The sequence below is a fragment of the Lacrimispora sp. 38-1 genome (assembly GCF_049890855.1).
Taxonomy (GTDB): domain Bacteria; phylum Bacillota; class Clostridia; order Lachnospirales; family Lachnospiraceae; genus Lacrimispora.
The window spans coordinates 120917-146029 of record NZ_JBANEW010000055.1; the positions used below are offsets into that span (position 1 = coordinate 120917).

Genomic DNA, 25113 nt, shown 5'->3' on the forward strand with positions numbered 1-25113 from the left:
GCTCTAAAAAGCAGAACTCCCCTTTTATGGAAAAATTTGTAGACTTAACGCGAAAAAATAAAAACAGCTAGCCTAAAAGAAACCCCAGAGATGGCAGTCTCTGGGGTTTCTTTTTGTGCAAAATGGAAATACTTTTTGATCTCTTGGATATCTTTATAATACACTAATATCGTGTATATATCAACTGTCTCAATTCCCGCTCTGACCGTTAACTGCAGCACTCAAAACGAGATACAAAAAGCCTAAATTTCTCTCAGTTTAAAAGTCTCCACTGCCTGTTTGAGCGACTGGGCAAGAGAATCCAGTTCCTCACTGGATGCAGAGCTTTCCTCGGCTGTAGCGGCGTTATTCTGCACTACTGTGGATACCTGGGCTAATCCCTGGTTAATCTCCTCCATTGCCTGCACCTGTTCCTTAGATGCCAATGCAATTTCCTGAATAATTTCATCTACCAGACCTGATTTTTCTTCCACCACTTTTAGAATTTCCGCGGACTGGTCTGCCAGCTTTCCTCCTTCTGAAATCGTAGTTACAGAATAACCGATTAAATCCCCGGTCTGCTTGGCCGCCTCTGCAGATTTTGCCGCTAAATTACGTACTTCATCAGCCACCACTGCAAATCCCTTTCCTGCTTCTCCTGCCCGAGCTGATTCCACGGCAGCATTTAAAGCCAGGATGTTGGTTTGAAATGCAATATCCTCAATTACCTTTGTAATATTTTTGATTTTCTCTGACGCCGCACCGATCTCTTTCATGGAGCGGTCCAGCTGACCCATACATTCATTGCCTTCTCTGACCCCTGATACGGCTTCCTTTACAAATCTGGTCGCATTCTCAACCCGTTTTGCATTTTCCTCTGCCTGACTGGATACATTTGAAATAGAAGCATTTAATTCTTCCACAGTAGCCGCCTGTTCAGTAGCCCCTGTTGCAAGGGACTGGGAAGCGCCGGATATCTGCCTTGAGCCTTCCGCCACCTGGTCAGAAGATACACGGATATTTCCTAAAACCGAATTCAGATTTAGAATGATTCCTCTTAAGGAATCCTTTATCTGAACAAAATCTCCCTTGTAATCCTGATTAATGCTGACAGTACAGTCCCCTTTTTCCAGACTGGAGAGTATAACCGAAATTTCATTAATATAGCTGTTTAATGTGAAAACTGTACCTGTAAATGATTTGGAAAGTGTCTCGAGTTCATTGCCTGTATTGATCTGGGGAACTGGAGAATGAAGATCTCCTTCTTCCAGAAGCCGGATCCTGTTAACCAGATTTAAAACAGGTTCAACAATGGGTTTTGCAATACGGAAAGCAATAACAAATGACAGGATGACCATAATCAGAGTGATCACCATGGTATTAAAAATGGAGGAGCGAAAGCTTGACATCATCTCTGATTCCTTTGTCACCACACCAATGGACCAGCCGTCTGTGCCCTTTATGGGAGTATAGCCTGTGGTCATATTTACTCCTTTGAAATTCACGGTCTGGATTCCTGTCTTTCCTGCTATCATATCTTTCATCTCGTCGGATGTTCCCTGATAGTTCTTATCTGTTTTTGCCATTTCAATGTAGTTTGTCTGGTCTTTCACCCGGTCTCTGTTTTTGTGGGCGATAATTTTACCCTCTTTATCAATAATAAATCCGTAACCGGATTTGCCCACCGCTACACCATCAATCATTGTGCTGAAGGTATCAGAATCCAGAGTTGCAATGACAATTCCGTTATAATTTTCGCTCTTTACCTTCGCAGATACAATCAGTACGGTTTTGCCGGTTACTTTGCTCACAATTGTGGAGGAAATATATGTATTTCCTGCAATGGACTGCTTAAAATACTCCCGTTGGCTTGCATCCCCTCCGTCGCTGGTTTTCCCGTCGGCACCTGCAATGGAAAGTGTTGCAAATCCGTTGTCTTTTGCAATCCCTGCCAGTAACTGGGTTCTCTGATCCGTACTTAAAGATGGATCTGTAATTTCCGGATTCTGTGCAATAAATTCAATTCTCGCTTTGTAGAGATTAATGGAATTTTCCACTGACTGACTATAGGCAGTGGCACATTCCGTCAGACGAAGCTCAATATTATTCTTGGCATCCCGGTAAAACATCATGCCGTTCATCAATCCGTAGATGGCTGATATGGAAACTGCCATACCGATGATTCCAAAAAGAAGCCTTCTCTTAATTGACTTGTCGCCGATTGAACTCTTTTGTTTCAATGTTTTCCTGTTTTCTTTTTCCATCATATTGCCCCTTCTTATTTATTCTTTTGAGTAATCGCCATCCCGCCATCCAATCAGTACATTGATCACAGTGGGAATGATGAGTGTAAATAAATTAATATAGGATACCAGCGTAAGCCCCTTGGAAACAAGGCTGGTAAGCCCAACCTGAGATACGCCCCAGGTCAATATAATATAGAACAAAGTGAGTAAAGCCCCTCTTTTGTTTCTCTTTGCTTTAGAAACTTCCAGGTTTTCTCCTGTTTTTTTCTGATACCAGTTGAGCACACGGTCATTAAAGCCCTGGGCGTAATTGATGGCTGTGGAAATTGTGGCAAAAAATATGGAAATGGTAATGAGCGTCAGTAAAACCGCTTTCATCTGCTCACCACCAAAGCCGTTTTTCACCACCAGAATGGTATACACCGCTTTTCCTTCTTTCCAGCCTTCCAGTACTTGTGAATAATTGGAAGCTAAATTGACCACTGTCATCTCAAGAAAAATCCAGTTTAAAATAACAGAAAGAACCACTGCCCAGCGCAGAGTGCTTTTATTCTTAAAAATCTGTGCATGGTTTACATAAGCCCCAAAACCCCCAAGATTCTGGCCGGAAAATATGTACGCCCAGCAAAGGGCAGTCAGAAGGTAGCCTAAAAAGCTTCCGGCTCCTGATGCGATTCCCTTATTTAAGGAATCTCCCATCACTCCCAGCTCTCTTGCCAATCTGCCGCCGTTCATGTTATAGAAAAGATTGGGAACATGAATTGCCAGTAAAGTAACAAAAATTACTGCACTCATGAAAACCGCGTTTTTTCTGACCAGACCCGCCCCCTTCATGCAGAGGAGAAACATGATGATTCCAACGGCAAAGGTGGTAAGCAGATAAGGCATTCCGGACAGTTCCGCCAGCGCTGATCCGGAAGAGGAATAGGCAAGAGCCATGCAGACGATCAACAGCCAGTTGAAATTAAACTCGTACACAATCTGCATTGGTTTTGCAAATCTGCCTCCAAAGAAACGGGAACCGTATTTTTTCAGAAACTCTCCATAGTCAAAGGCCTTGAAATCCATGGCAAATTTCATAAAAAAATAGATGATAAAGCAGTTGATTGCCGCTACCACAAGCGGCATAAACAGGCAGAAATAAGGCTGCGTTACTTTAGGAAGCATTCCGTAAAACCCCGTATTCATAAAAAAATAGGACCAGGGTGTGGAACCGGCGGCAAATCCTCCCCCGCACTGGGAACTGAATGCAATGGAAACAAATACAATTACCGTTTTCCAGTCTACCGCACTGGATTGATTTCTGTAACCTGCTTTTCCGGTGCTCATGATACCATCCTCCTTTTCAATATGACGACCCAGTGTCTCTTTCACCCCGAAAGTCGATCTATGTCGTTTTTTTAACAATATAGTCATATTATAAGTCATGTATGAAATAACATCCAATCGATCCATCCTATGTGTAAAAGCCGATTGATAGTTTTTAACCATATGTTTATTTACTGCTTGTATCCTGCCGGAAAAGTATGATATATTGCAGAAAGTACTAATCATGTTACCTGTTTAAGAAGGAGGAAGACCAAATGCGGGAAGAAATTATGGAAGGAATCAGGCGTCACATCCTCCCTTTAAGCGGCGTGGAGAATGCCATTCTTTTAGAAGTATGGCCCGGACACTCAAAAATTTCCATTGACATTACAGAAAGTGCATTGAATCTGTACGGAAATCTCCACGGAGGATTTATCTTTACGCTATGCGACATCACATCGGGTATGGCTGCTTATGCCTACGAGTACGCCAATGTCACACAGCATGGAAACATCGATTTCTTAAAAGGAATCAGCTCCGGTCAGATTTTTGTAGAGGCCAATGCCATTCATAAGGGAAGCCGTTCCGTGGTAAACAGAGTGGAAGTCACCTCTTCGGAAGGTACGCTTCTGGCTGCCGGTACCTTTACCATGTACCTGCTTTCGGCTCTTTAAGCAAAAAAAAACGTATGAGGTTTTTATCCTCAATACGTTCTCTCTCTACTGGTTTAAAATTCTTCTCACCGACTGAACCGGCTGGAAATCCACATTGGATATCTTAATACCATCTTCCGGACCGCTGGCATGAATCAGCTGGCCATTGCCGATATATATCCCGATGTGGCCTGTGTATGTAATAAGGTCTCCTGGTCTGGCATTTTCAATACCGCCTGCATCCACTCCTGCTACTGCCTGATCCTGTGAGGTTCTTGGAAGACTGATCCCGAAATTTTTATAAACGCTCTGTACAAAACCGGAGCAGTCCGCTCCTTCTGTCAGGCTTGTCCCTCCGTACCGGTAGGGATTTCCTAAAAATTGTTTTGCATATGACACCACCTGATCCCCTGCAGCAGACTGGCCTGGTGCAGCGGGTCCGTTTATTCTGGCTCCCGGACCGTTCACATTATTTATAACAAGTGGTTCTACCAGAGGAATGCTTCCGTTTGCCAGAGCAGTGTCAGCCTTTGCCGGAAAGGTGGCCAAACCTGACATCATAAGTCCTGTAAATAAGACCGTAATCAATGTTTTCTTATGCATGGTTTTCTTCTCCTGTAGTCTTATAATCCCATATCTTTCACGTCTTCTGACAGAAATCTGTGGTATGTCGCATGGTTATCATGGAATTTAATAAAATATCGGTAAGAATCCCTGGCGGAATCTTTAAAATACAAAATAAAATCACATTCTTCCCCGTCACAGTTTTCACAGACATAGTTACCGTCTGAATACTTAAAGAACACATTTTTAATGTCTTCAAGCTGAATACCGGGCTTTTCTATGGTCTCAATAAATTCCCTTAAAAATCCGTTTTCTTCAACCTGTTCCCAGACATATTCTACACCTTCCGGCGGAATCAGAAAGCAGAACCGTTCCTGGCTTCTGGTGATTTTAACTTCTCCCAGCCGGTCTTTTACATAAGTTTTAAATTCTTTTAATGCTGTTTTTATATCGTCACTTAAATCCCCTGCTTTCAGGATTCTTAACAGTGCTTTTTCAGGATAATAAAACCGTATGGCTTCCTTTTCATATCCCAGTTTCATCTGTACTTCCCTGATTGAATTAATGAGCATACGCTCCAGAGCAGCAACCTGCATGTCCGCTCTCCTTTCCATGCTTACCGGCACATTATTCATGAAGCCGCCGTATAATTTTAAAGATAATACCCCCTTCGGTAACGAATGGCTGGGAATGGGAAAAGAATACAATTCCCTCGGTAGGTGCAAGAATCTGGCTTATAATCTCTCCCTCATAAGGGTCCAGGATATCCGCCAGAATCTCCCCCCTGCTCACTTCCTCGCCCGGCTTTACGTGGGGGCGGTAAATGCCGGCACAGTCCGTTCTTACACTGGATAAATCGCTTTCATGAAGAACTGTGGCAATATAGCCGCTGTGACTGGTGTAGCGCACCATTCCCATACGGGTTAAAAACCGAAGCACAGAAGCCACCGCCATACGGGCAGAGGGTTCATCAATCTGATCTGTTCCGCTGGTATAGATGGAGAATGCGCTGGTATTCTTTAACTGCCAGTTATAATTCAGTGTCGCCTTATCAAATGGTTTGGCATCCCGGACCACCACATAGGGAAGTCCGAAGAGATTAGCGAGGCTTGGATTCTGAAATCCGGTATCCATCATACGCACATGGGGTACGAAATTACCGGGTATATAAAAGCTGGTAAACTGGATTCCATAGCTGTATTCTTTTACTGCATCAAAAATCCCCGCCGCAATTCTTTTTGTAGTTTCACCGCTTCCGTCACCCGGGTACATACGGTTGATGTCCGAATCGTCCGTCGGCCAGAACCGTTTTCCAACATTGAGGGAAGCTGTGTTCACAGTAGGGATGACCATAATCTCGTTGCCTTTGATTATGGCTCCCCGCTCTTCCAGTTCCTTTAGCTGTCTGATCAGCTGGGAACAGATATAGAGCTGCTGCACCTCATTGCCTCTGCATGCACCTACAATGCACGCCGACTTTTCTCCTTTGCCGAAATGATAGCCATATAGATTCATATCGTCTCTGTAAAGATTCTTCAGGGTGAAAATGGTCTCTTTCCTCATATCTGCTCCCCTCCCAGCACCCGCGCCAGCAAAGATCCTGCCGATACCACAGGATATTCCCTGAGGGTAAACACCAGTCCGTCTATGGGGGAAACCACTTCTTCCAGAATCATTCCTGTCAGTGGATTTAATATCTGTCCAATGGGCTGGTTTTCCTTTACCGTACCAAGATGCTCCACCAGAGGCATAAATATACCTGGGCTTTCCGCATGCAGAAGTCCAAGATTCCGGTTAAAGGAAATCATGGGTTCTTTTGGAACGACGGTTTCTCCGGTCCAGATTCCCAGCTCCTTCATCAGGCAGAGAATCCCTTCTGTCAGCTGCTTTCCATAACTTTTTGTAATCCGCATTCCCACTCCCATTTCCACTACAAAGGTAGGAACTCCAATGCTGTTTAAACCATGGGACAGGGTGGAATCCAGCACTACGGCATTCTCATAAACCCAGACCAGATCCACGTTCATCAGCTTTGCATAGCCAATGAGCTTCTCTGCATAAGCCTCACTCATTCGGATCTGGGGAATCTCTCTTAAAAAGATGTTGCTGGCATGTAAATCCACGCAAAAATCAGAACCGGAGATATCAGACATGATTTCAGAAGCAATATGTTCTGATACAGCTCCCTCCTCATCACCTGGAAATATGCGGTTCATATCAATATCATATCCGGGCAGGCCTCTGGTAATCGAATCAATTCCAAGTGGGTTAAGCGCCGGATAAATATCCACAATTCCTTTTAAAAATTCCCTGTTTTCCCTGAGAATGCGGTTAATCTCATAACATACAAACTGGCCTTCCAGCTCGTCCCCATGAACTCCGGTGACAATACTGATCCGCTTTTCTTTACCTGTTACTGTCTCCGGCTCTAATCTGTTTTTATATATGTTCCAGCTTTCTCCTACAGGCAAACCTACGGATGCAACTGTTTTTATCATATTTCTCATCACCCTTGTTCTTATACTTTATTACATTATAAGAATAAATCAGCATGATTCAAACGTCAAGCGATTCCTGCCTGATGGCTTCCTCCTTTTTTATCTGAATGTACATTCCATCCACCACTTTTGTCCCCGGCGAAAGAACCTCCTGTCCGGATATCACCAGCCCGCCATCAAACCATTTTTTAATCTGACTTCTGGAGACTGCAAGCTCGCCTGCAAGCAGGGCATCTGCCCTCAGCTTAAGCCCTGACGGATTTTTTATCTGTATCTCCATATATGCGGACTCATGAACCGGTGCGACTGTTCCTGTCTCAAGTATATGATACCCGGTAAGCGGGCAGCTGGTCGGGAACAATCAGCCACAGTTTCCGTAAATTACGATTCATATCTTCCTCCATATTGTTGTCTTTACGGATAACTCTACTATGAACCGTGCCGCCTTCCCACCTCACTTTCGTTTATGAAATAAAAAAAGGCAGCGCATCATTTTTTATGACACACCGCCTGTATCCTTTTTCTTTTCCTGGAGTACGATCCTCTGAATGCTCTTTTCTGACAGATAATAGCGCTCTGCCAGAATCCTTACACAAAATCCGGATACATAATCTTTGTAAATGGAACGGTCCCGGCGTTTCCGCTCTTCTCTGGCTCCGGTTCCTTCTCCCCAGGTTCTTTTGTTTTCCTGTTTTCTGGGAATATAAACATACTCCCCGTCAATATAATTCTGAATCAGTTCCACCAGCTCTTCTGGCAGAATTTCATTGGCCTTCTGATAGCGCATCGCTGCCTCCCAAACATATTTTCTGTCCGGAATAGCAAAGGCTGTACAATTACTTATATTTTCACTGCATAACCCATGCTATGCAGTCTTTGAGGGTTCCATCATAAAATAACCCGCCTCCTTTTCATCACTCGTTTACCCGCTGTATCGTTTCTATTCTATCACAGGTTTCCGAAAAAAAATACCTCATACTTGATACAGATATAATAATGATCACATCATTCGTTTTTTACAACCACCCCTAAATACCTGGAAAGCTCTGCCGCCTGGTACAAATCCACCAATGCCCCCTTTAATTCCCTGCACTCATCAGACAGCACAATTCCATGTATGGTGCAGCTGGTAAAATCCATTCCCTTCAGCATGGTCTTAAAGAAGCTGGCATTGTCCAGATTCACCTGGGTCCACAAAACCTCCTTCATGCGGCACTGGGTAAGAAACCCCCCGTCCAGCTGGGATTCGGTAAAATGAATATGCTCCATCTTCGATCCGTCAAAATTGGCATAGCGGAAATTACAGTCGGAAATTCTGGTATGCAGCATGGTACTGCCGCAAAACCGGGTGCCCACTCCTTTGGAAGAGATGAATTCCGTCCGGTTAAAATAGCAGTCTTCCAGACCGCAGTTGGAAAAATCACAGGATCGGAAAATAACATCCGTAAATTCCCCTTTTTCAAAGGAACAATCCTGAAACATGCAGTTTTCGAAGATCACAGCGGAAAACTGCATGCGGGAAATATCCTCCCCGCTCATACGGACGTTTTGTATCATTGCATCTCTGATTTCTTCTTCATTCTCTATTTTTCTGTATAATTCCGCTTCATCTGTAAGGATTAATACCTCTTCCCCTGAAAGAATCGGCGCAAGCAGCTTCTCTTTCATCTAACCATGCCCCTTTTTTTACTATTCTGCCTTTTATTATGCCACACGGCTTCTGTCAGGACAACCAAAATAAACCAAAGATTTAAAATTTATGCATAGGCACCGGCTATCAATGAACGAAAAAAGGCCGAACAGAGCCGATTGGATTTTTACAGATACAGCGCTTATAATAAAAACAGCAAGATTGTTAAAAAAATATTTATTTAATACCAGGAGGAAGGAACTATGAGTAAATTATCAAAGGAAGAATTTCAGGCCTATTTAATGCAGATTAGAAAGCTGGCGGAAGGACCGTTAGAAGAGATCCAGAAGGAAGTAGAGGTTACCAATAAATTCCCGAAAGAATTTTACGATCTGTCAATTAAAAATGATTTATACCGCTGCGCACTTCCGGTTGAATACGGCGGCTACGGTCTGTCCGAGCTTGAGATCTTACAGGTACAGGAAGAATTCTCCAGAGGACCGGGCGGAATGAGAATGCATCTTCACTATGCAATGGACTTAAACTGGAGAATTCTTGATGATTACGGCAGCAAAGAACTGAAAGATGAATACATGAACAAGTTCCAGGACAAATCCGTATTTACCTGTTTTGCACTGACTGAAGCAGCCGGCGGAACCGGTGCTGATTTACATACCCTGGCAGTAAAAGAAGGCGATTCCTATGTATTAAACGGAGAGAAAACTTTAATCTCCCATACAGACTGCTGTGAGTTCGCTTATGTAATCGCAGTTACCAATCCTGATTCCAAAAAGGATGACAGACTTTCCGCATTCTTCGTTCCGATGGATGCTCCCGGATTTGAAGTAATCAATATGCCTCATATGATGGGCTGCCGCGGAGCCGGACACGGAGAACTGAAATTTACAAACTGCAAGATTGACAAGAAGTATTTATTAGGAAAAGAAGGCCAGGGCCTTGAAATTGCCATGCATTCCTTATCTGTATCCCGTGCCCACATCGCAGCCAGCAACTTAGGTATGGCTCAGAGAATGCTGGAACTTTCCTTACAGTATGCGAATGACCGTGTAACCTTTGGAAAACCAATCGGAACCCGTCAGGCAATCCGCTGCAAAATTGCTGATATGTCCATGATGGTTCATGCACTGCGCTGCATGGTTTACGATTTTGCAAAATCCTATGAAGAGAATCCAACCGGCGAGTACATTGAAGAGAAAGCAGCAATGTGCAAGCTGTACAGCATTGATACCACAAGAAAGGTCAGCGATGAGATGTTAGAAATCTTCGGCGGAGTGGGCTATTTTGAAGACTGCAAATACGGTCCTGTAGAACGCCTCTACCGTGACTGCCGCGCAATGTGGCTGGAAGAAGGAGCTCCTACTGTTCAGCGCATCACCATTTCCAGAAATACCATTAAGCATGGCGCAAAAATGGAATACATCATCTAACAGGAATTCACCTTGGGGTCATCCGGTTCCGTATGGGCCTGATGACCCCGGGTTTTTGTAAAGGAGGATCAGCATGAAACCTTTAGAGGGAGTAAAAGTTGTAGATTTAACCACATATCTTGCAGCCCCTACCACAGTCCGCGTTCTCGGGGAATGGGGCGCAGACTGCATTAAGATCGAGTCCGCCAAGGGTGATCCTGCAAGAACACAGGGCGCAGTATTTAACATGCCCTACGAAGACGATGAAAACCTGGCATTTGATGTTGCCAACATGAACAAACGCTTTATTACCCTGGATTTAAAATCCCAAAAGGGTCTGGAAATTGCATACAAACTGATTGGTGAAGCAGATGTCTTTGTCACCAACACCAGAACTAAATCCTTAACGAAACTGGGACTTGACTACGACACGTTAAGCCGGCGTTTTCCAAAACTGGTCTTTGCCCAGGTTTTAGGTTATGGGGAAAACGGTCCGGAAAAGGATTCTGCCGGATTTGACGTTACCTGCTACATGGCCAGAGGCGGTGTGTTCGGAACTACCGTAAACAAAGGCGATGCTCCCATGATTCCCACCAATGGCTTCGGCGATTTCCAGGTTTCTTTAAGTCTTGCCTCCGGGATTTGTGCTGCTCTTTATGCACGGGAAAAATCAGGAAAAGGTGATAAGATCACAGTCTCCCTCCATCATGCAGCGGTTTACGCACTGAGCACAGGAGTGATTTCTGCCCAGTACGGTAACCAGTATCCAAAAAGCAGGAAGGAAGTTCCCAATCCGTTTAACAACGTATACCGCACCAGCGACCAGAAATGGGTGGTGATCTGCTGTCCGGAGTATGACCGTGACTATGAAAAGATCATGACACTGTTAGGAAGAACGGACATGGTGGGAAATTCCCGCTACATGAGATGTGCAGAGGTAAATGCCGGTCATTTAAACCATGAGGTCATTGATATTCTTGATGAAGCAATCGGCAAACTCACAAGAAAAGATTTAATGAGTATGTTTAAAGCCAATGATTTAGCCTGCGAAGCTGCCTACGAGCCTCTTGATATGTACGAGGATGAACAGGTCTGGGCCAACCACATCATCGCAAAGATCCCCTATCCTTCCGGTGAACGCTACCTTCCCACAAACCCGGTAAACTTTAGTTCTGTTGGAGAACCGGAATACCGGATCGGCGGCTCCCAGGGTGCTCATACAGTTGAGATCCTGGAGCATTTGGGATACAGCCAGGGTGAAATCGGGGAGATTCTTGCCTCCGGCGCAGCCACCGGGGAAACAAAGCTGAAAAAATAACCACAATAGAATGGAAAGGTGAGATGACATGAGTTTACTATACACCGAAGAACAAAAAGAGCTTCTTGCTCTCGTAAGAGAAATGGCTGAAAACGAAATCAAGCCTTACGTAAAAGAAGCAGATGAAAAGGGCGAGTGTCCAAGAGAACTCTTTGAGTGGGGTTTTGATATGGGACTTCACATGCTGGAAATCCCCGAGGAATACGGCGGAACCGGCTTAAGCTATGAAACCACTGCCATGATATTTGAAGAGCTGGCAAAAGTAGATGCGGGCTATGCCATCACCTTTGTAACTACCTTTGTAGCCTTAAGAAACGTAATTCTTGCAGGAACCAAAGAGCAGGGACAGTATTTTGCAGATAAAATCAGACCCGGATCATTTGCAGGATTTGCCTTAACCGAGCCAAATGCAGGCTCCGACCCGGCCGCCATGCGTTCCACCGCAGTCCTGGATGGCGATGAATATATTTTAAATGGAACAAAAACCTTCATTACAAACGGAGCGCTCTCCGATGTATTTGTAGGATTTTTCAAAACAAGTCCGGCTGCCGGACACAAGGGAATTTCCGCCTTTATTATCGATGCTGATGCACCTGGCGTTACCGTGGGTGCTCATGAAAACAAGATGGGACTTCGTCTTTCCAATACCACTGACTTAATCTTTGAAAATGTGCGGGTTAAAGCTTCCGCTATGGTAGGACCGGAAGGCTCCGGCTTTAAGCTGGCTTTAAATGCACTGAACTTATCCCGTGCATTTGTGGCAACTCTGGCAGTGGGAATTATGCAGAGAGCCCTTGATGAATCCGTAAAATACGCCAAAGAACGCAAACAGTTCGGGACTCCTTTAATTAAATTCCAGATGGTTCAGGCATTGCTTGCGGATATGGCAATCAAGGTTGAGGCCTCCAGATGCCTGGTTAATAACACCATGCGCATGATGGACCAGGGAATCATGGTCCAGAAGGAAGGCTCCATCTGCAAAACCTTTGTCTCCGACTGTGCACAGGAGGTCACCTCCAATGCAGTGCAGATCTTCGGCGGATACGGATACAGCAAGGAATATCCGGTAGAAAAGCTGATGAGAGACTGCAAAGTGTTCCAGATCTTTGAAGGCGCCAACCAGATCCAGCGTATGACCATTGCAAACGTTCTGGATAAGGAATACAGATAGGAGGACATAACAGGATGAATATCGTTGTTTGCATCAAGCAGGTTCCGGATACGACAGAGATTAAAATCGATCCGGTAAAAAATACCCTGATTCGTACAGGTGTACCAAGCATCATGAATCCATTTGACAAAAATGCCTTAGAAACAGGACTTTCCTTAAAGGACCGCTACGGCGGAAAAGTGACCGTAATCTCCATGGGACCCCCTCAGGCAAAGGCTGTATTAAGAGAAGCTCTTTCCATGGGAGCTGACGAGGCTTATCTGGTGACTGACCGCGCATTTGGCGGTTCTGATACCTATGCCACCAGCTATATCCTGTCACAGGCCATTAAAAAGCTTGGTGACTTCGATGTGATTCTGGGCGGAAAGCAGGCCATTGACGGTGATACCGGACAGACTGCCCCCAGTATCGCAGAACACCTTGGTGCTGCAAGACTTACTTATATTCTGGATTTAGAGGTAGACGGGGATAAGGTAACTGCCAGACGTCAGGTGGAGGAAGGCATCGAAGTGATTGAAGCACGCTTCCCCATTCTTTGTACTGCAACAAAAGAAAGCAACAAACCCAGATATGCTACCATAAAGAGAAAAATCGCCTCTTTAAAAGCAGAGATTCCGGAGATCACTCTGACTGACTTACCAGATGCGGATGTGTCAAAAATGGGACTCAAAGGCTCTCCCACCAAGGTAAAAGCTACTTTCACACCAAAACGGACCGCCTGCGGCGTGACCATAGAGGGAAATACTCCCGGTGAAATTGCTAACGCACTGATCGGCAAGCTGGCCGACGGGAAAATACTGTAAAAGGAGGCCAAATAAAATGAGTTTTGAGACATGGAAGGATGTTTGGGTATTTGTTGAATGTTTTAAAGATCAGCCCAAAAGTGTGGGACTGGAACTTTTAGGCCAGGGCAGAAAGCTGGCAGAAGGTTTAAAACAGGATCTCTGCGCAGTGGTAATCGGAAAAGATACGAAAGAAGCCGTAAAAGCTGCCGGAGAATATGGTGCGGATAAAATTTATGTTGTTGAGGGAGAGGAATATGAAGATTACTCTGCCGATGCCTATGGAAATGTATTTTTAAAACTGTGTGAACTGTATCATCCCAATACGATCTTAGTTGGCGCGACGGTAAACGGCAGGGATTTGGGATCCAAAATCGCCGTAAGCCTGCGCACCGGTCTGACTGCAGACTGTACCGCCCTCAGCGTTGATGAGGAAACCGGCAATGTTGTCTGGGAGCGGCCTGCTTTCGGCGGCAATTTATATGCACAGATTCTTTGCAGTGAAACCAGACCCCAGATGGGTACCTGCAGACCGGGTGCATTTAAGAAACCGGAAAAAAATCCGGATAACGAACCGGTTGTGATCCGCAGGGAAATCCGGACCCCCGACGAAGAAATCCGGACGAAGGTAATTGACTTTATAAAAGCCTGTGAAGATAATGACATCCGGCTTGATGAAGCTGAAATCATCGTTTCCGGCGGCCGCGGTATGAAATCTGCCGAAAATTTTGCCCTGCTGAAGGAACTGGCGGATGTGCTTAACGGTACGGTAGGCTGTTCCCGAGCTGCTGTTGATGCAGGCTGGATGCCGCAGACCAAGCAGGTGGGACAGACAGGTGCAACGGTTTCCCCGAAAATTTATTTTGCCTGCGGTATTTCAGGAGCAGTGCAGCATGTAGCAGGAATGAGTGAATCAGGAACCATCATTGCCATTAACAAAGATGAAACCGCTCCTATTTTCGAGGTTGCGGATTATTGCATCGTCGGCGATTTATTTGAAGTGGTTCCTGCTCTGGTCAAAGAGCTGAAGGCGAGGCAGCAGGGATAACCGGATCATACCTCTGCTCTTCATTTCCAAGGAGAAGGGTTATGCTTGAAGAAATAAAAATAAATCCTGATTTAAAACTTCAGTATTTGAGTAACGGATACTGGTCGGACCGGACGCTCACGGACTGCTTTCATGAGTCAGTAAAAAAATATCCGGACCGGGAATATGTCGTTGATGACCGTGGAAACCGGTATACATACAGGCAGATGGATGAGGCCGCTTCCAAAGTGGCGGCCTTCCTCCGTTCCCAGAAAATCGGCCCCGGTGATGTGGTTTCCTATCAGATTCCCATCTGGAGCGAATTCGCAGTGATCACCATCGCCTGCTTTAAGGCAGGTGCCGCCGCTCACCCAATCGCCATGTCATACGAGGAAAAGGAACTGGTCCGCTGCCTGAATTTAACGCAGTCAAAAGCTTACTTCGCTCCCACTTTCTTTCACAAAACCGATTATGAGGAGATGATTCTATCGGCACTTCCCCATATTAACAGCCTTCGCACAGTGGTTTTGCTGGATCAGTCAAGGGAGAAAAAAAGCAGCTGTTATACCTGGAAGGAAATTCTTCATAACTATAAGCCGTTAAGGAAAGAGGATTGTTTTAAGCAGACAGGGCAGGATATTGCCGCCATACTTGGAACGTCCGGCACTACCTGCGGCTCCAAGGGCGTGATTTTAACTCACGACAACATCCGTTACAGTGAGGAAACCTTTAACCGTGAGCTGGGACTTACAAAGGAAGATATCATGTTTATGCCTGCTCCCCTAAACCATGCAACAGGCTTTCATCATGGTATTATTGCTCCCATGCTCACAGGTGCAAAGGTAGTTTTGCAGCAGAAATACTGCTGCCGGGAGGCCATTGACTTAATGAACCGGGAAGCCTGTACCTATTCCATGGGCGCCACTCCTTTTATCTATGATATTTTAAGGGATTTAGAGACTAACGGAGGTGCCATCCCCTCTCTTAAATTCTATTTATGCGGCGGCGCTCCTGTTCCGGGCTATATGGTGCAGAAGGCCTGGGATTACGGAATTCTTCTATGCGAGGTGTATGGCTCTACGGAAAGTGTTCCTCATGTTTTCGTCAGACCCTGTGATGCTTTAAAGCTTAACGGAACCACTTCGGGAAAACCGCTTGCGGGAATTGAAATCCGGGTGGTGGATGAAAGCGGTGCGGACGTTCCTTTTGGAACTGCAGGAGAAGAACTGTCAAGAGGCCCCAATGTATTTGTAGGATATTTAAAAAACCGCGGGATTACAGATGAAGTCCTTGACGATGACGGCTGGTTTCACAGCGGAGACCTCTGCGTTATGGATGAGGATGGAAATATCCGGATTATCGGACGAAAGAAAGATATGATAGTGCGGGGCGGAGAAAATTTAAATTCCAATGAAATCAACGACAATTTAGAGGGCTGTCCCGGCATTCTGGACCATACAGTCATCGGTATGCCTGACGAACGTCTGGGAGAACGGATCTGCGCTTTTGTAGTTCCCGCAGAGGGTTTTGAAAGCTTATCCCTGTCTGATGTGATCGAATATTTAAAGGAACAGCGCATATCCAAACGCTTCTGGCCGGAACACCTGGAATTAATCGACCGGATCCCCCATACAGGAAGCGGAAAGGTAAAAAAATATCTGCTGAGGGAAGAGCTGTTAAAACGGATGAAAGGGTGACTGGTTATGACTCAACAAACATTCGGACCAAGAAGATGCCGTGATACAAGAAAACCTCCGGCGGACCAGTGTCCGCAGGTGTCCTTTTACCGGTGCGAAACGTGTGGCGGACTGTATCCTGCCACCGGTATACCGCCCCTCAGTGAAACGGAAATCTTATGCTGTGGTTCAAAAGCGGTCCATTTAATACCCGAACCACTGGATCTGGTAAAAGAAAAGATTCACTTAAGCTATCGAATCACCGGCGGTTACAATGATAACGCCGTGGAGGTATTCTGGGAAGCGTTAAAGCCGGAATATACGCCGGAATGGATGTATTTAAAAACGTTTACCGGCGGTTATTTAAAATATATCCCCAGGACAAAGCGTCCTCCTCTTGTTTTTTCCCTGGCAGATACCGATGCTTTTGCCTATTGCGATGAAGACCCATGCCTGGAATGCGTCTTCCGCTGTAAACGTGGATTTGTAATTTATTCCTATTCCAGGGAAACAGGGCTGACAGCAATTCCGCTTGACAAAATGACGGCGCAGTGGCAGTCCGGTGCAAAAGAGAAAGCTTAATCCAGAGTTTTCATGACTGACAGACTATTTGAATATTGGAGGGAACATTATGTTAGCTACGATTGGTCTTATTATTGCCATTGTACTTTTAGTCGTAATGATTATCAAAGGCATCGATATGATAACAGCGACAGTGATCACAGCAGCTATTATTCTGGTCACCAGCGGACTGGATCTTAAGGAAGGGTTTCTGACCACATTTTCCGGCGGTGCCGGCGGCTTTGTGGCCTCCTGGTTTCTGATCCTGGGACTTGGCGGCGTCTTTGGCCAGCTGGTTTTAGAAACAGGTCTTGCAACAAAAATCGCCCAGACACTGACAAAGAAGCTGGGAACAAAAATGGTAGGTCTTGTAATCCTGATCTGTACTTTTTTCATCACTCTGCTTGGTATAAACGGTTATATTATGGTATTTGTCCTTTATCCCATTGCCGATAACCTTTTATATGAAAATAAAATGGACCGGCGGGTGCTTCCCTTCCTCCTTTTGGGTGGCGGTGCTTCTGCCAACGGATTTGCCTATTCCTTAGATATCTGCAATGTACTGCCAAGCAAATATTTAAATACTTCCCTTGGATCAGCGCCTCTTCTTTCCTTTGTATTTACCGCGATCCTTGCCGTTTGTTATTTCCTGTATTTTAATTACGCACAAAAGCAGAGCCTGAAAAGCAATACTCCGGATCAGCTTCTGGCTATGTATAAAACACAGCAGACTTCTGTTTCTGAAGAAGAACTTCCCGGAATCTTCATTTCCGTTCTTCCTTTTGTTCTGGTTTTAGGCTGTGTCGTTGCAACCTCAGGCTGGGGAACATCCCCAAGCATTATGTTTTCCCTGGTAATTGGTATCCTGTTAATTATCTGCACCCAGCTAAAACGGATTAAGAACATGAAAACCTCCATCAAGACGGGTAGCAGCTCCGGTTTAAACTCCATGCTTACGGTTGCTGCGGTTATGGGTCTTTCCAAGGTTCTTGGTGCTTCCCCTGCATTCCAGCAGCTGCAGCAGGCAGTGCTTGCCATGAATATGCCCGCATATCTGAAAGCATTTTTCGGCACAACAGTACTTACCGGACTTACCGGTTCCGCAATCTCAGGTGAAACCATCTTCATGGAGAGCTTTGGAAAAGCATTCGTTGATATGGGAGTCAATGTTGCTGCTCTTCACCGCATTGTAACAGAATCTGCCCTGATCTTAAATAAGCTGCCCAACTCCTCAGTTGCAATCCTCACCATGTCCATCTGTGGATGCAGCTTAAAGGAAAGCTATAAACATATTATTTTAGGAACCATGATCCCGGCTTTTGTTGCGGGACTGGTAATTGCACTTATGGCGACGGCAGGTATTGTATAGCCTGACGGATACCTCATGGTTTAGAGTCAGAGAAACAGCGGCATGCTCTTTTAGAGCACACCGCTGTTTTATTATTTTAATGCAATTTTACGTTTCACTACGGAATCTATATACGTCTGAAAAAACTCCAAAAATCCATCTTCTACCGCGACTGTATCAAGTTCATTTTTATCCAGATCATAATAGTACTTTCCAGTTTTTATATCAACAGACAAACTATCTAAGGGAAACCCCTCTTTTCTCATAATATGTGGTTTTGATTTCATCAAAAATGGCTCACTGGCCATACTCTCTTCCATGGCACGATAGATATGGTTATCATCCACAATGAGGCATATCGCATTGCGGTACCTGGCTGTCAAATCCCCGTACTCTTTTGCCAGTCCGCTGTAGTATTCAAGCATTTCATCATCTGTCAAAGTTCTGCCATTTATGTTTCTCACATGTACTCCTGGCTGGACTTCATCGGGTACCTGATCGAAATATAGTCCTGAATCGCATGAAAATACCGGTTCCATAAGTAATTTATAATATGCTGCCGCTTTTTGATAAGCGTTTTCTAATGGTGATGAACCGGTTTCCGGTACTTCTGGTATCTCAATGTTTAAATCCTTTAATCCAACTATCTCTAAGTCAAATCCTGACAACCGCTTCTGCATAGCTGATAATTTGGCAGGATTACCAGTTCCATAAATCAATCTCATATTCTACTCCATTCCATCTTTCTGATTACGGTAAATTCATCTCATGCGCTACAATGAAATCTGCAAACGCTTCCACGGATGAGGAAACAAAATTCTTTCTGCTGAATGTCATATAAATCAGGCGGGTATCCTTCGGAACATCAGAAAGAGGGATGAGTACAAGGTTATCAAATTGTTTTAAAAAGGGAGTACGGGCAACGATAGCAGCCAGATTTGTCTCTGATATCACACCTCCGATGGAAATTTCATCATCATAAGAAAACGTTGCCTCCACTTCATGCTGCTGCAGAAGATTTCGGACTACTTTTCCTATGGGTATGCAATCACGATATGTAGTAAGATTATAATTCTTCAATTCGCTTAAACACAATTCTTTTCTTCCCGCCAGCGGATGAGCATCGTTAACAATCAGAACCAGCTCCTGTGCCATAATGGGAACAAATAAAAGATCCGGCTCCTCTTTCACCATAGAGCAGAAACCTAAGTCATATTTCCCTGCCGCCACCCCATGAGCGACCTCAATAGACATCCCCTGGAATATATTAAATTTGGTCTGGGGATTCTTTTTCATATAGTTTTGAATAGCAGTAGGAAGAAAATCACCTAATAAAGTGGGAATGCAGCCTATATCAATGGTACCTCCCAGCTGACCGGAATGCATCTTCATCGTGGCAATTCCACGTTCCAGCTCGTTTAGTGCCTGGGATACATGGATATAAAATTCTTCTCCGTATTTTGTGAGTGTTACATTGCGTCCCTTTTTCTGAAATAACGATATTCCAAGCTCACTTTCCAGTGAAGCGATCGAGTCACTTAATGAGGGCTGAGCGATGTAAAGTTCTTTTGCGGCTTTCGTATAATGCTGCAATTCTGCTAATTTTATGAAATAATATAACTGCGGCAAATTCATGCAGATCCCCCTATATTTTGTTTAATTTTAACAGTTTTCTATATTTATATTATACAAAAAACGACAGGATTTGACAACCGTTTGAGTTAATAATATTCAGTATTTTTACACTTATTTAGGTATATTACACACGTTTAAATGAAGACGATCTAATTAAGTTTGATTGGTGCATTTTAGGTTCAGAAAAATGTTTGGGGTTGCTGTGCAAATATAGAAAAATGCAAGTTGACTCGATTATCACTTTATAAATCCTAAAGCTATGAGTACTGCCATTGGTCCATTAACAATAGCATGGACAATTAACCCTGTTGTCGTATTCTTTGTTCTTTGAATGGTAAAAGGTATGATAAACAAAAGAGGTAACAAAAGAATAATCAGGTCAATTCCAAAACACAGATGAAAGAGGAGCCAACAGCAGGCATTTACAAACCAAGCCCATTTTCCGTGAGTCAATTCCTGGCGAGGCAGAATATATCCATGCCACAACATTTGTTCACCGACAATATTAAAAAAGAACATTAGCATCCATACTAACAAATATAGCCTTTCCATACCTTCCAAAGGTTGTGAACTCATAAATCCTGGTGTAGTCTGCAAGGCAGAAACTGAAAAATGAAATGTTAAAAAATTAGATATTCCCCAAATAATTCCCATTGCAATAAAGGAAAGCAACGTCGCTCCTAATGTCCACTTTATATCCTCCCAAGTAAGTTTTTTAAATCGAAGTCTTTGCAACAGTGTCTTAAAATCGAGCCTTCCATTCTCGTGTTTTACAAGAAGATTTGCCATAATAAAAAGAGGAACAAATACAAAAATACCCGTTACATACCAACTCAATGATGGATGTAATTTCAAAGACTGATTTAAAAAAGGTGTAAAAAACCGAGTCATTATAAAAAAATACGTGCTTGGCAAAGCAAAAAACAGGATTGATTTCCATAACGGTAGTTTTTTAATTTTTTCCATAAATATCCTTTCCTTTCGAAATGCAATTTTATTTATAAGTAATCACACGCTCATTTTTAAGGTAAAAATTATACTTTTCATTACGAAAAGTATAATGTTCCTGCCATATAAAAAGCAAACATGTCACTTATGAGCAACCGCTTCATATTCTCATCCTCACAGGTTTTAATAATATGCAATAAGCCTGTAAGAAGTTGTTCTGACAAAGTTATCTCAAATCCTGGTGTTACCGGAATACTATATTCCATAAAATGCATTTTTACATGCTGTTCTATCATCGATAATACTTGCTTTCTGGAAGTCTCAAATTTTGTATTTTGACTGCAATCAATGAGAAGCAAAAATCTTTTTGTAAACACAGGCATCAGTTTTTCTATGTTTTCATAAAACATTTTTTTTAATGAAATATCATTCCTGTGGCTTGGATCATAATGAATTAACTGTGAATTTTGATTATGCTCCATCAAATGCAAAAAAGCATAATATTCCTGTTTTACAAGGTCTTCGAATAAAGCCTCTTTGTTGGAAAAATAGTGATATAAATTTCCGATTGTAGTTCCACATTTTTTTGCAATAACACGTAAGGAAGCTTTGTCAAACCCATTTTGCAAAAATTCCTGTTCCGCAATTTCTAAAATCCTGTTTCGTAAATCTTCTTTTATTATTTGCATTAGTAATCACCTGATTATTATTATATGCTTATAACGTTAAACTGTCAATACTCATAACTTAGACTGTGTTTTCACATGTTGTTTTGATATCAACCATGGTTTTTATAGAAATAATTTTTGTATCAATTCTTTTTAGAGTAATAAAAAAGACAAGAATGATTTGATTTTAAGCTACTATAGAAAAATGTTTGAGCCTGATATTTTTTTAAATCAGGCTTTAACATTAAAGAAAATTCTTTGCCTATTTGTGGTACGGTTCCCCATTTATAATCCGATAACTCCGATAAATCTGCTCCAGTAAAATCACCCGCATCAGCTGATGGGGAAACGTCATATTGGAAAAGCTCAATTTGTAATCCGCCCGCTTTAACACAGCATCCGCCAGTCCAAGGGAACCTCCGATAATAAATACAATCTGACTTACTCCACCGACTCCAAGAGCCGCTATTTTTTCTGACAGCTTCACAGAATCAGGAGTATCTCCGTCAATGGCCAGAGCGATCACATAGGCCCCTTCTTTTATAGAGAGAAGAATTCTCTCGCCTTCCTTCTCCTTAATCTGCCGTTCTACCGTCTCACTGGCGTGATCGGGTGTTTTTTCATCTGCCACCTGGATCACCTCCAGCTTACAGTACCGGCTCAGTCTTTTGCTGTATTCGGCTATGGCGTCGGTATAAAATTTTTCTTTTATCTTTCCCACAGTCACCAATGTGATCTTCATTCGTATCTCCTCTATCCATTCAATTCTTTCTTCATCATGGCAATTAAAAAGCCGGTGATATCTCTCGCAGACCGTTTCTGTCCTGTCTTCACCTTCCGGACAACCTTTCCTTCCGGCTTTACATTAATATGATAAACAACACGTAAGAATTCTTCCGCTTCCTCCCAGGCTTCCCGGCTCTCCGGTATTAAATCAAGCCCCATCTGAAATACATGAAACATTCCTTCAAAGACGGATATCCGGCATTTTACACCTGCTTTTTTTAACTTCTCCCCCACCATAAGGGTATCGCTTAATAGAACCTCAAAATTTCCCACCTGCATGAGCACCGGAGGAAAACCGCTAAAATCCCCGAACAGCGGAGAGATATATGGTTCCAGCGGATCCGCTTCTCCGATATAGGTGGAATCATAAAGCATGTTATGGGTGGAATTGCCAAAAAGCGGATCCAGCTCATAATTAACCTGATAACTTTCTCCGCTGTTTGTTAAATCCGTCCAGGCAGACATGGTGAGAAAGCCTCCCGGAAGAGGCAGGTGGTTATCCTTTAAATAAAGGCCCAGGGCAAGACCTAAACCTCCGCCCGCCGAATCTCCTGCTATTACAATATTTTCGGGGGCATACCCCTTCTCCTGTAAAAGCCACTGGTAGGCTGAAACGGCATCCTGCAAAGCAGCCGGATAGGGATCTTCGGGAGCCACCCGGTAATCCGGAGTCAGTACATCTCCTCCGTAGCTTATCTTGGAATACCGGACTGCAAATCTCCGGTAAATATTTTTCATGGGACCGATATAACCGCCTCCGTGAAGCTGAAGAATCACGCGTCCGGTAACCACTCCCACAGGTCTTAAATACTCCATCTTTAAATGACATTTTTCTATAATTTCATATTCATATCCAGCAGGGCATACCCAGGCAGGCTCCACCGGGTTTTTTCTCAGCTCTCCGCTCTGGATTGGCTGCTTAAAAGAAGTCTCCATTACATTCTGCATCATATCTCTTACCAGATTTCCCATCACACTCACCTTTTTTCTTCTCATGTGTCATACCTCCTTTCCAGACAGCATTTTCTATATATGAAACCGCCGGATCAGCTCATTCTTTACTCTCCGGTCTCCCAAAACAATGGTTACAGCAAGAATAATCACGGTCACTGCCACTGTCACAATGGACATAAGCGGTCTGGTAATCAGCCCTGCGGCCCATAGAATAAGCGGAATAAAGCTGAAAACGGTAACTGCAATCTGATACATGAAATAACTCTGCCAGTTCATTCGGTTTACAAGAATCAAAAATACCACTGCCAGGTCCGCAAACAATATGGTACTTGGTATGCCATAGTTTACCGACCAGCCGCTGTACCCCGTTACATGATCAATGCAAAACCATACGATCTCTGCCGCTATGGTCTGCATGACAACCTTCCCTGCCAGATTGGAATGGCGCATAAAGGAATACCGGACTGTCATGACGGAATAAGCCATTAAGACGATTGCAATCACGGACCATATGGAGCCGGAATAGGTAGCAAGGTTAATAACGCCAAGAATAGCCGCTGCAAAAATCATGATTCCATAAAAAACATTGGCAATCTTTTTCATTCGTTCTTTATCATACCGGATCTGGGGATACTGACCCTTATCATCTCTGTGGTCCGGCACTCCATTGCTTTCAAGCTCTACCGGAATCCCTTCTTTCTTCAGAAAACAAAAAAACGTATCCGCAAGCCTTGTATCCTGAAAAACAGAACTGAAGGTGACGATAACCTCACCCCCGTAAGAGCAGACTCCGCATTTCATTGGCTGTCTGCGTGAAACTCCGATCATCATGGTGAAGCGTTCAATCTCTTTTGCATATTCTTCATCCATTTCGATGGGACCGATATTTGACAGTGTCATGGTATATGCCCCATTGTTCTTCCAGAATATCAGATTCAAAGCAAGCCATTTTATCACCAGAGGGGTGATGCGCAGATACCACTTCTTCTCACTGGAAACATTATAGGAAATGGTCTCCTCCATCTTCTCTTTTGTAATTTTCTCATCCATCTGGGTGCTGACCACGCTTAATATTTCCTCAAACGTGTGATTCTCTCCGGATGAAAGAAATTCCACCAGAGTCACAGCAAAAAAATTAGCCATTGTCTCAGAACCGAAAAAATTCCTTAAATTGATGGGAATGCTGATACCAATGGAATGTTCAGACGGCTTCTTTTTTAAATATTCCTGATAAATTGACCAGATCAGTGCAGCGGTTAAAAACCGGGTGATGCTGACTCCGTAACGCTTACTCACTGCCTTCATCTCTTTTAAACCTATATAGCCGTGAAGAATGTTCTCCTCATCCAGGGAGAGATATTCTCCGGTAATATGATACGCTTTTGCAGAACTGTATTTCTGTTTCCGGATCTTTTTATAATGGCGGACATAACTGTCCTCCACATTCATGGAAACATCGGAAGAAATCTTCTGGGTCGCCCTGTGACCAGTTCTTGAATCCTTTACCAGATCAAGATAGCGGTAAACCAGTGCCTTTAAGAAATTAACGGCACCCAGTCCGTCTGTGACAGCATGAAATACTTCCAGGTTGATCCGCCTGCCAAAATAAGTGACCCGGAATAAAAAAAGCTGGTTGCTGTGTGGGTCAATATACTTACAGGGGTAAGTGGTCTCCCGCTCAATGACCGGCATCCGGCTGTTGTGTTCAAAATAATACCAGAAAAAACCCCTCCGCAGTTTCACCGAAAATCCTTCAAACTGCGGCAGAACTTCCTCTAATGCTCTCTGCAAGGTTCCTGGAACCACTTCACACTTCAGCTCAGCGCTGATCCGGAACACATTACTTAAATTTTCATCGGCTATGACCGGAAAAATCTTTGCCGTATTATCAAGCCTTCTCCATCGTTCACCCTGCGGGCTTTTCTTCATCGTAT

At 43.8% G+C, this 25113-nt stretch carries 25 protein-coding genes; 9 read left to right on the forward strand and 16 right to left on the reverse strand.

The window, feature by feature from the left end; translation table 11 throughout:
• Positions 1-242: 242 nt before the first annotated feature.
• On the reverse strand, positions 243-2246 hold the full coding sequence (locus tag V7D18_RS14690; protein ID WP_426155123.1) for a methyl-accepting chemotaxis protein: 2004 nt from the start codon (positions 2244-2246) through the stop codon (positions 243-245).
• Positions 2247-2261: 15 nt separating this feature from the next.
• On the reverse strand, positions 2262-3554 hold the full coding sequence (locus tag V7D18_RS14695; RefSeq protein ID WP_426155125.1) for a hypothetical protein: 1293 nt from the start codon (positions 3552-3554) through the stop codon (positions 2262-2264).
• Between the two features lie 254 nt (positions 3555-3808).
• On the opposite strand from V7D18_RS14695, the gene V7D18_RS14700 reads away from it, so the two are divergent.
• Positions 3809-4207, forward strand: a complete 399-nt coding sequence (locus V7D18_RS14700) for a PaaI family thioesterase (protein WP_426155127.1) — start codon at positions 3809-3811, stop codon at positions 4205-4207.
• 45 nt (positions 4208-4252) lie between these two features.
• Here V7D18_RS14700 and V7D18_RS14705 read toward each other — a convergent pair whose 3' ends face one another.
• The 7 genes from V7D18_RS14705 to V7D18_RS14735 all read right to left on the reverse strand — a co-directional run bounded on the left by V7D18_RS14705 (position 4253) and on the right by V7D18_RS14735 (position 8916).
• On the reverse strand, positions 4253-4789 hold the full coding sequence (locus tag V7D18_RS14705) for a C40 family peptidase (protein ID WP_426155128.1): 537 nt from the start codon (positions 4787-4789) through the stop codon (positions 4253-4255).
• Positions 4790-4809: 20 nt separating this feature from the next.
• A complete protein-coding gene (locus tag V7D18_RS14710) occupies positions 4810-5346 on the reverse strand; it encodes a DUF3877 family protein (protein ID WP_426155129.1) in 537 nt (178 codons plus the stop codon).
• Between the two features lie 31 nt (positions 5347-5377).
• Positions 5378-6313 carry a M14 family metallopeptidase gene (locus V7D18_RS14715; RefSeq protein WP_420215425.1) on the reverse strand — a complete coding sequence of 312 codons (936 nt, stop codon included), beginning with the start codon at positions 6311-6313 and terminating at the stop codon, positions 5378-5380.
• A complete protein-coding gene (locus tag V7D18_RS14720) occupies positions 6310-7248 on the reverse strand; it encodes a M14 family metallopeptidase (RefSeq protein ID WP_426155131.1) in 939 nt (312 codons plus the stop codon). The genes V7D18_RS14715 and V7D18_RS14720 overlap by 4 nt, the downstream gene beginning before the upstream one ends.
• A gap of 58 nt (positions 7249-7306) precedes the next feature.
• The gene (locus V7D18_RS14725) at positions 7307-7609 is read right to left on the reverse strand and encodes a DUF1062 domain-containing protein (RefSeq protein ID WP_426155133.1); all 303 of its coding nucleotides are present in this window, start codon (positions 7607-7609) and stop codon (positions 7307-7309) included.
• Between the two features lie 135 nt (positions 7610-7744).
• Positions 7745-8035 (reverse strand): CD3324 family protein, encoded by a 291-nt coding sequence (locus V7D18_RS14730; protein ID WP_117415339.1) that lies wholly within the window; start codon positions 8033-8035, stop codon positions 7745-7747.
• Positions 8036-8253: 218 nt separating this feature from the next.
• Entirely contained in the window at positions 8254-8916 is a 663-nt protein-coding gene (locus V7D18_RS14735; protein ID WP_426155135.1) for a pentapeptide repeat-containing protein, read from the reverse strand.
• A gap of 225 nt (positions 8917-9141) precedes the next feature.
• Here V7D18_RS14735 and V7D18_RS14740 point away from each other — a divergent pair, with 225 nt between their 5' ends.
• The 8 genes from V7D18_RS14740 (at position 9142) to V7D18_RS14775 (ending at position 18209) form a co-directional block, all read left to right on the forward strand.
• Complete coding sequence (locus tag V7D18_RS14740; protein WP_426155137.1) at positions 9142-10326, forward strand: acyl-CoA dehydrogenase family protein; 1185 nt, start codon at positions 9142-9144, stop codon at positions 10324-10326.
• Positions 10327-10399: 73 nt separating this feature from the next.
• On the forward strand, positions 10400-11623 hold the full coding sequence (locus V7D18_RS14745) for a CaiB/BaiF CoA transferase family protein (RefSeq protein ID WP_426155139.1): 1224 nt from the start codon (positions 10400-10402) through the stop codon (positions 11621-11623).
• Positions 11624-11651: 28 nt separating this feature from the next.
• Entirely contained in the window at positions 11652-12794 is a 1143-nt protein-coding gene (locus tag V7D18_RS14750; RefSeq protein ID WP_426155141.1) for an acyl-CoA dehydrogenase family protein, read from the forward strand.
• A 14-nt stretch (positions 12795-12808) separates the two neighbouring features.
• Positions 12809-13597 carry an electron transfer flavoprotein subunit beta/FixA family protein gene (locus tag V7D18_RS14755; protein WP_426155142.1) on the forward strand — a complete coding sequence of 263 codons (789 nt, stop codon included), beginning with the start codon at positions 12809-12811 and terminating at the stop codon, positions 13595-13597.
• 16 nt (positions 13598-13613) lie between these two features.
• Positions 13614-14624, forward strand: a complete 1011-nt coding sequence (locus V7D18_RS14760) for an electron transfer flavoprotein subunit alpha/FixB family protein (RefSeq protein ID WP_426155143.1) — start codon at positions 13614-13616, stop codon at positions 14622-14624.
• Between the two features lie 41 nt (positions 14625-14665).
• Positions 14666-16300 carry a medium-chain fatty-acid--CoA ligase gene (fadK, locus tag V7D18_RS14765; RefSeq protein ID WP_426155145.1) on the forward strand — a complete coding sequence of 545 codons (1635 nt, stop codon included), beginning with the start codon at positions 14666-14668 and terminating at the stop codon, positions 16298-16300.
• Between the two features lie 6 nt (positions 16301-16306).
• Entirely contained in the window at positions 16307-16861 is a 555-nt protein-coding gene (locus tag V7D18_RS14770; protein WP_426155146.1) for a hypothetical protein, read from the forward strand.
• A gap of 49 nt (positions 16862-16910) precedes the next feature.
• Entirely contained in the window at positions 16911-18209 is a 1299-nt protein-coding gene (locus tag V7D18_RS14775; RefSeq protein WP_426155148.1) for a GntP family permease, read from the forward strand.
• Positions 18210-18280: 71 nt separating this feature from the next.
• Here V7D18_RS14775 and V7D18_RS14780 read toward each other — a convergent pair whose 3' ends face one another.
• The 7 genes from V7D18_RS14780 to V7D18_RS14810 all read right to left on the reverse strand — a co-directional run bounded on the left by V7D18_RS14780 (position 18281) and on the right by V7D18_RS14810 (position 25108).
• Positions 18281-18913 carry a non-canonical purine NTP pyrophosphatase gene (locus V7D18_RS14780; RefSeq protein ID WP_426155150.1) on the reverse strand — a complete coding sequence of 211 codons (633 nt, stop codon included), beginning with the start codon at positions 18911-18913 and terminating at the stop codon, positions 18281-18283.
• 25 nt (positions 18914-18938) lie between these two features.
• Positions 18939-19823, reverse strand: coding sequence for a LysR family transcriptional regulator (locus V7D18_RS14785; protein WP_426155151.1), 885 nt, complete (start codon positions 19821-19823; stop codon positions 18939-18941).
• A gap of 237 nt (positions 19824-20060) precedes the next feature.
• Entirely contained in the window at positions 20061-20789 is a 729-nt protein-coding gene (locus tag V7D18_RS14790) for a CPBP family glutamic-type intramembrane protease (protein WP_426155152.1), read from the reverse strand.
• A gap of 80 nt (positions 20790-20869) precedes the next feature.
• Positions 20870-21460, reverse strand: coding sequence for a TetR/AcrR family transcriptional regulator (locus tag V7D18_RS14795; RefSeq protein ID WP_426155154.1), 591 nt, complete (start codon positions 21458-21460; stop codon positions 20870-20872).
• 241 nt (positions 21461-21701) lie between these two features.
• Positions 21702-22181: a 23S rRNA (pseudouridine(1915)-N(3))-methyltransferase RlmH gene (gene rlmH / locus V7D18_RS14800; protein WP_104434996.1), complete on the reverse strand. Its 480-nt coding sequence runs from the start codon at positions 22179-22181 to the stop codon at positions 21702-21704.
• 11 nt (positions 22182-22192) lie between these two features.
• Positions 22193-23221: an alpha/beta hydrolase gene (locus V7D18_RS14805; protein ID WP_426155156.1), complete on the reverse strand. Its 1029-nt coding sequence runs from the start codon at positions 23219-23221 to the stop codon at positions 22193-22195.
• Between the two features lie 30 nt (positions 23222-23251).
• Positions 23252-25108, reverse strand: a complete 1857-nt coding sequence (locus tag V7D18_RS14810; RefSeq protein ID WP_426155158.1) for a DUF6320 domain-containing protein — start codon at positions 25106-25108, stop codon at positions 23252-23254.
• Between the last annotated feature and the right edge of the window lie 5 nt (positions 25109-25113).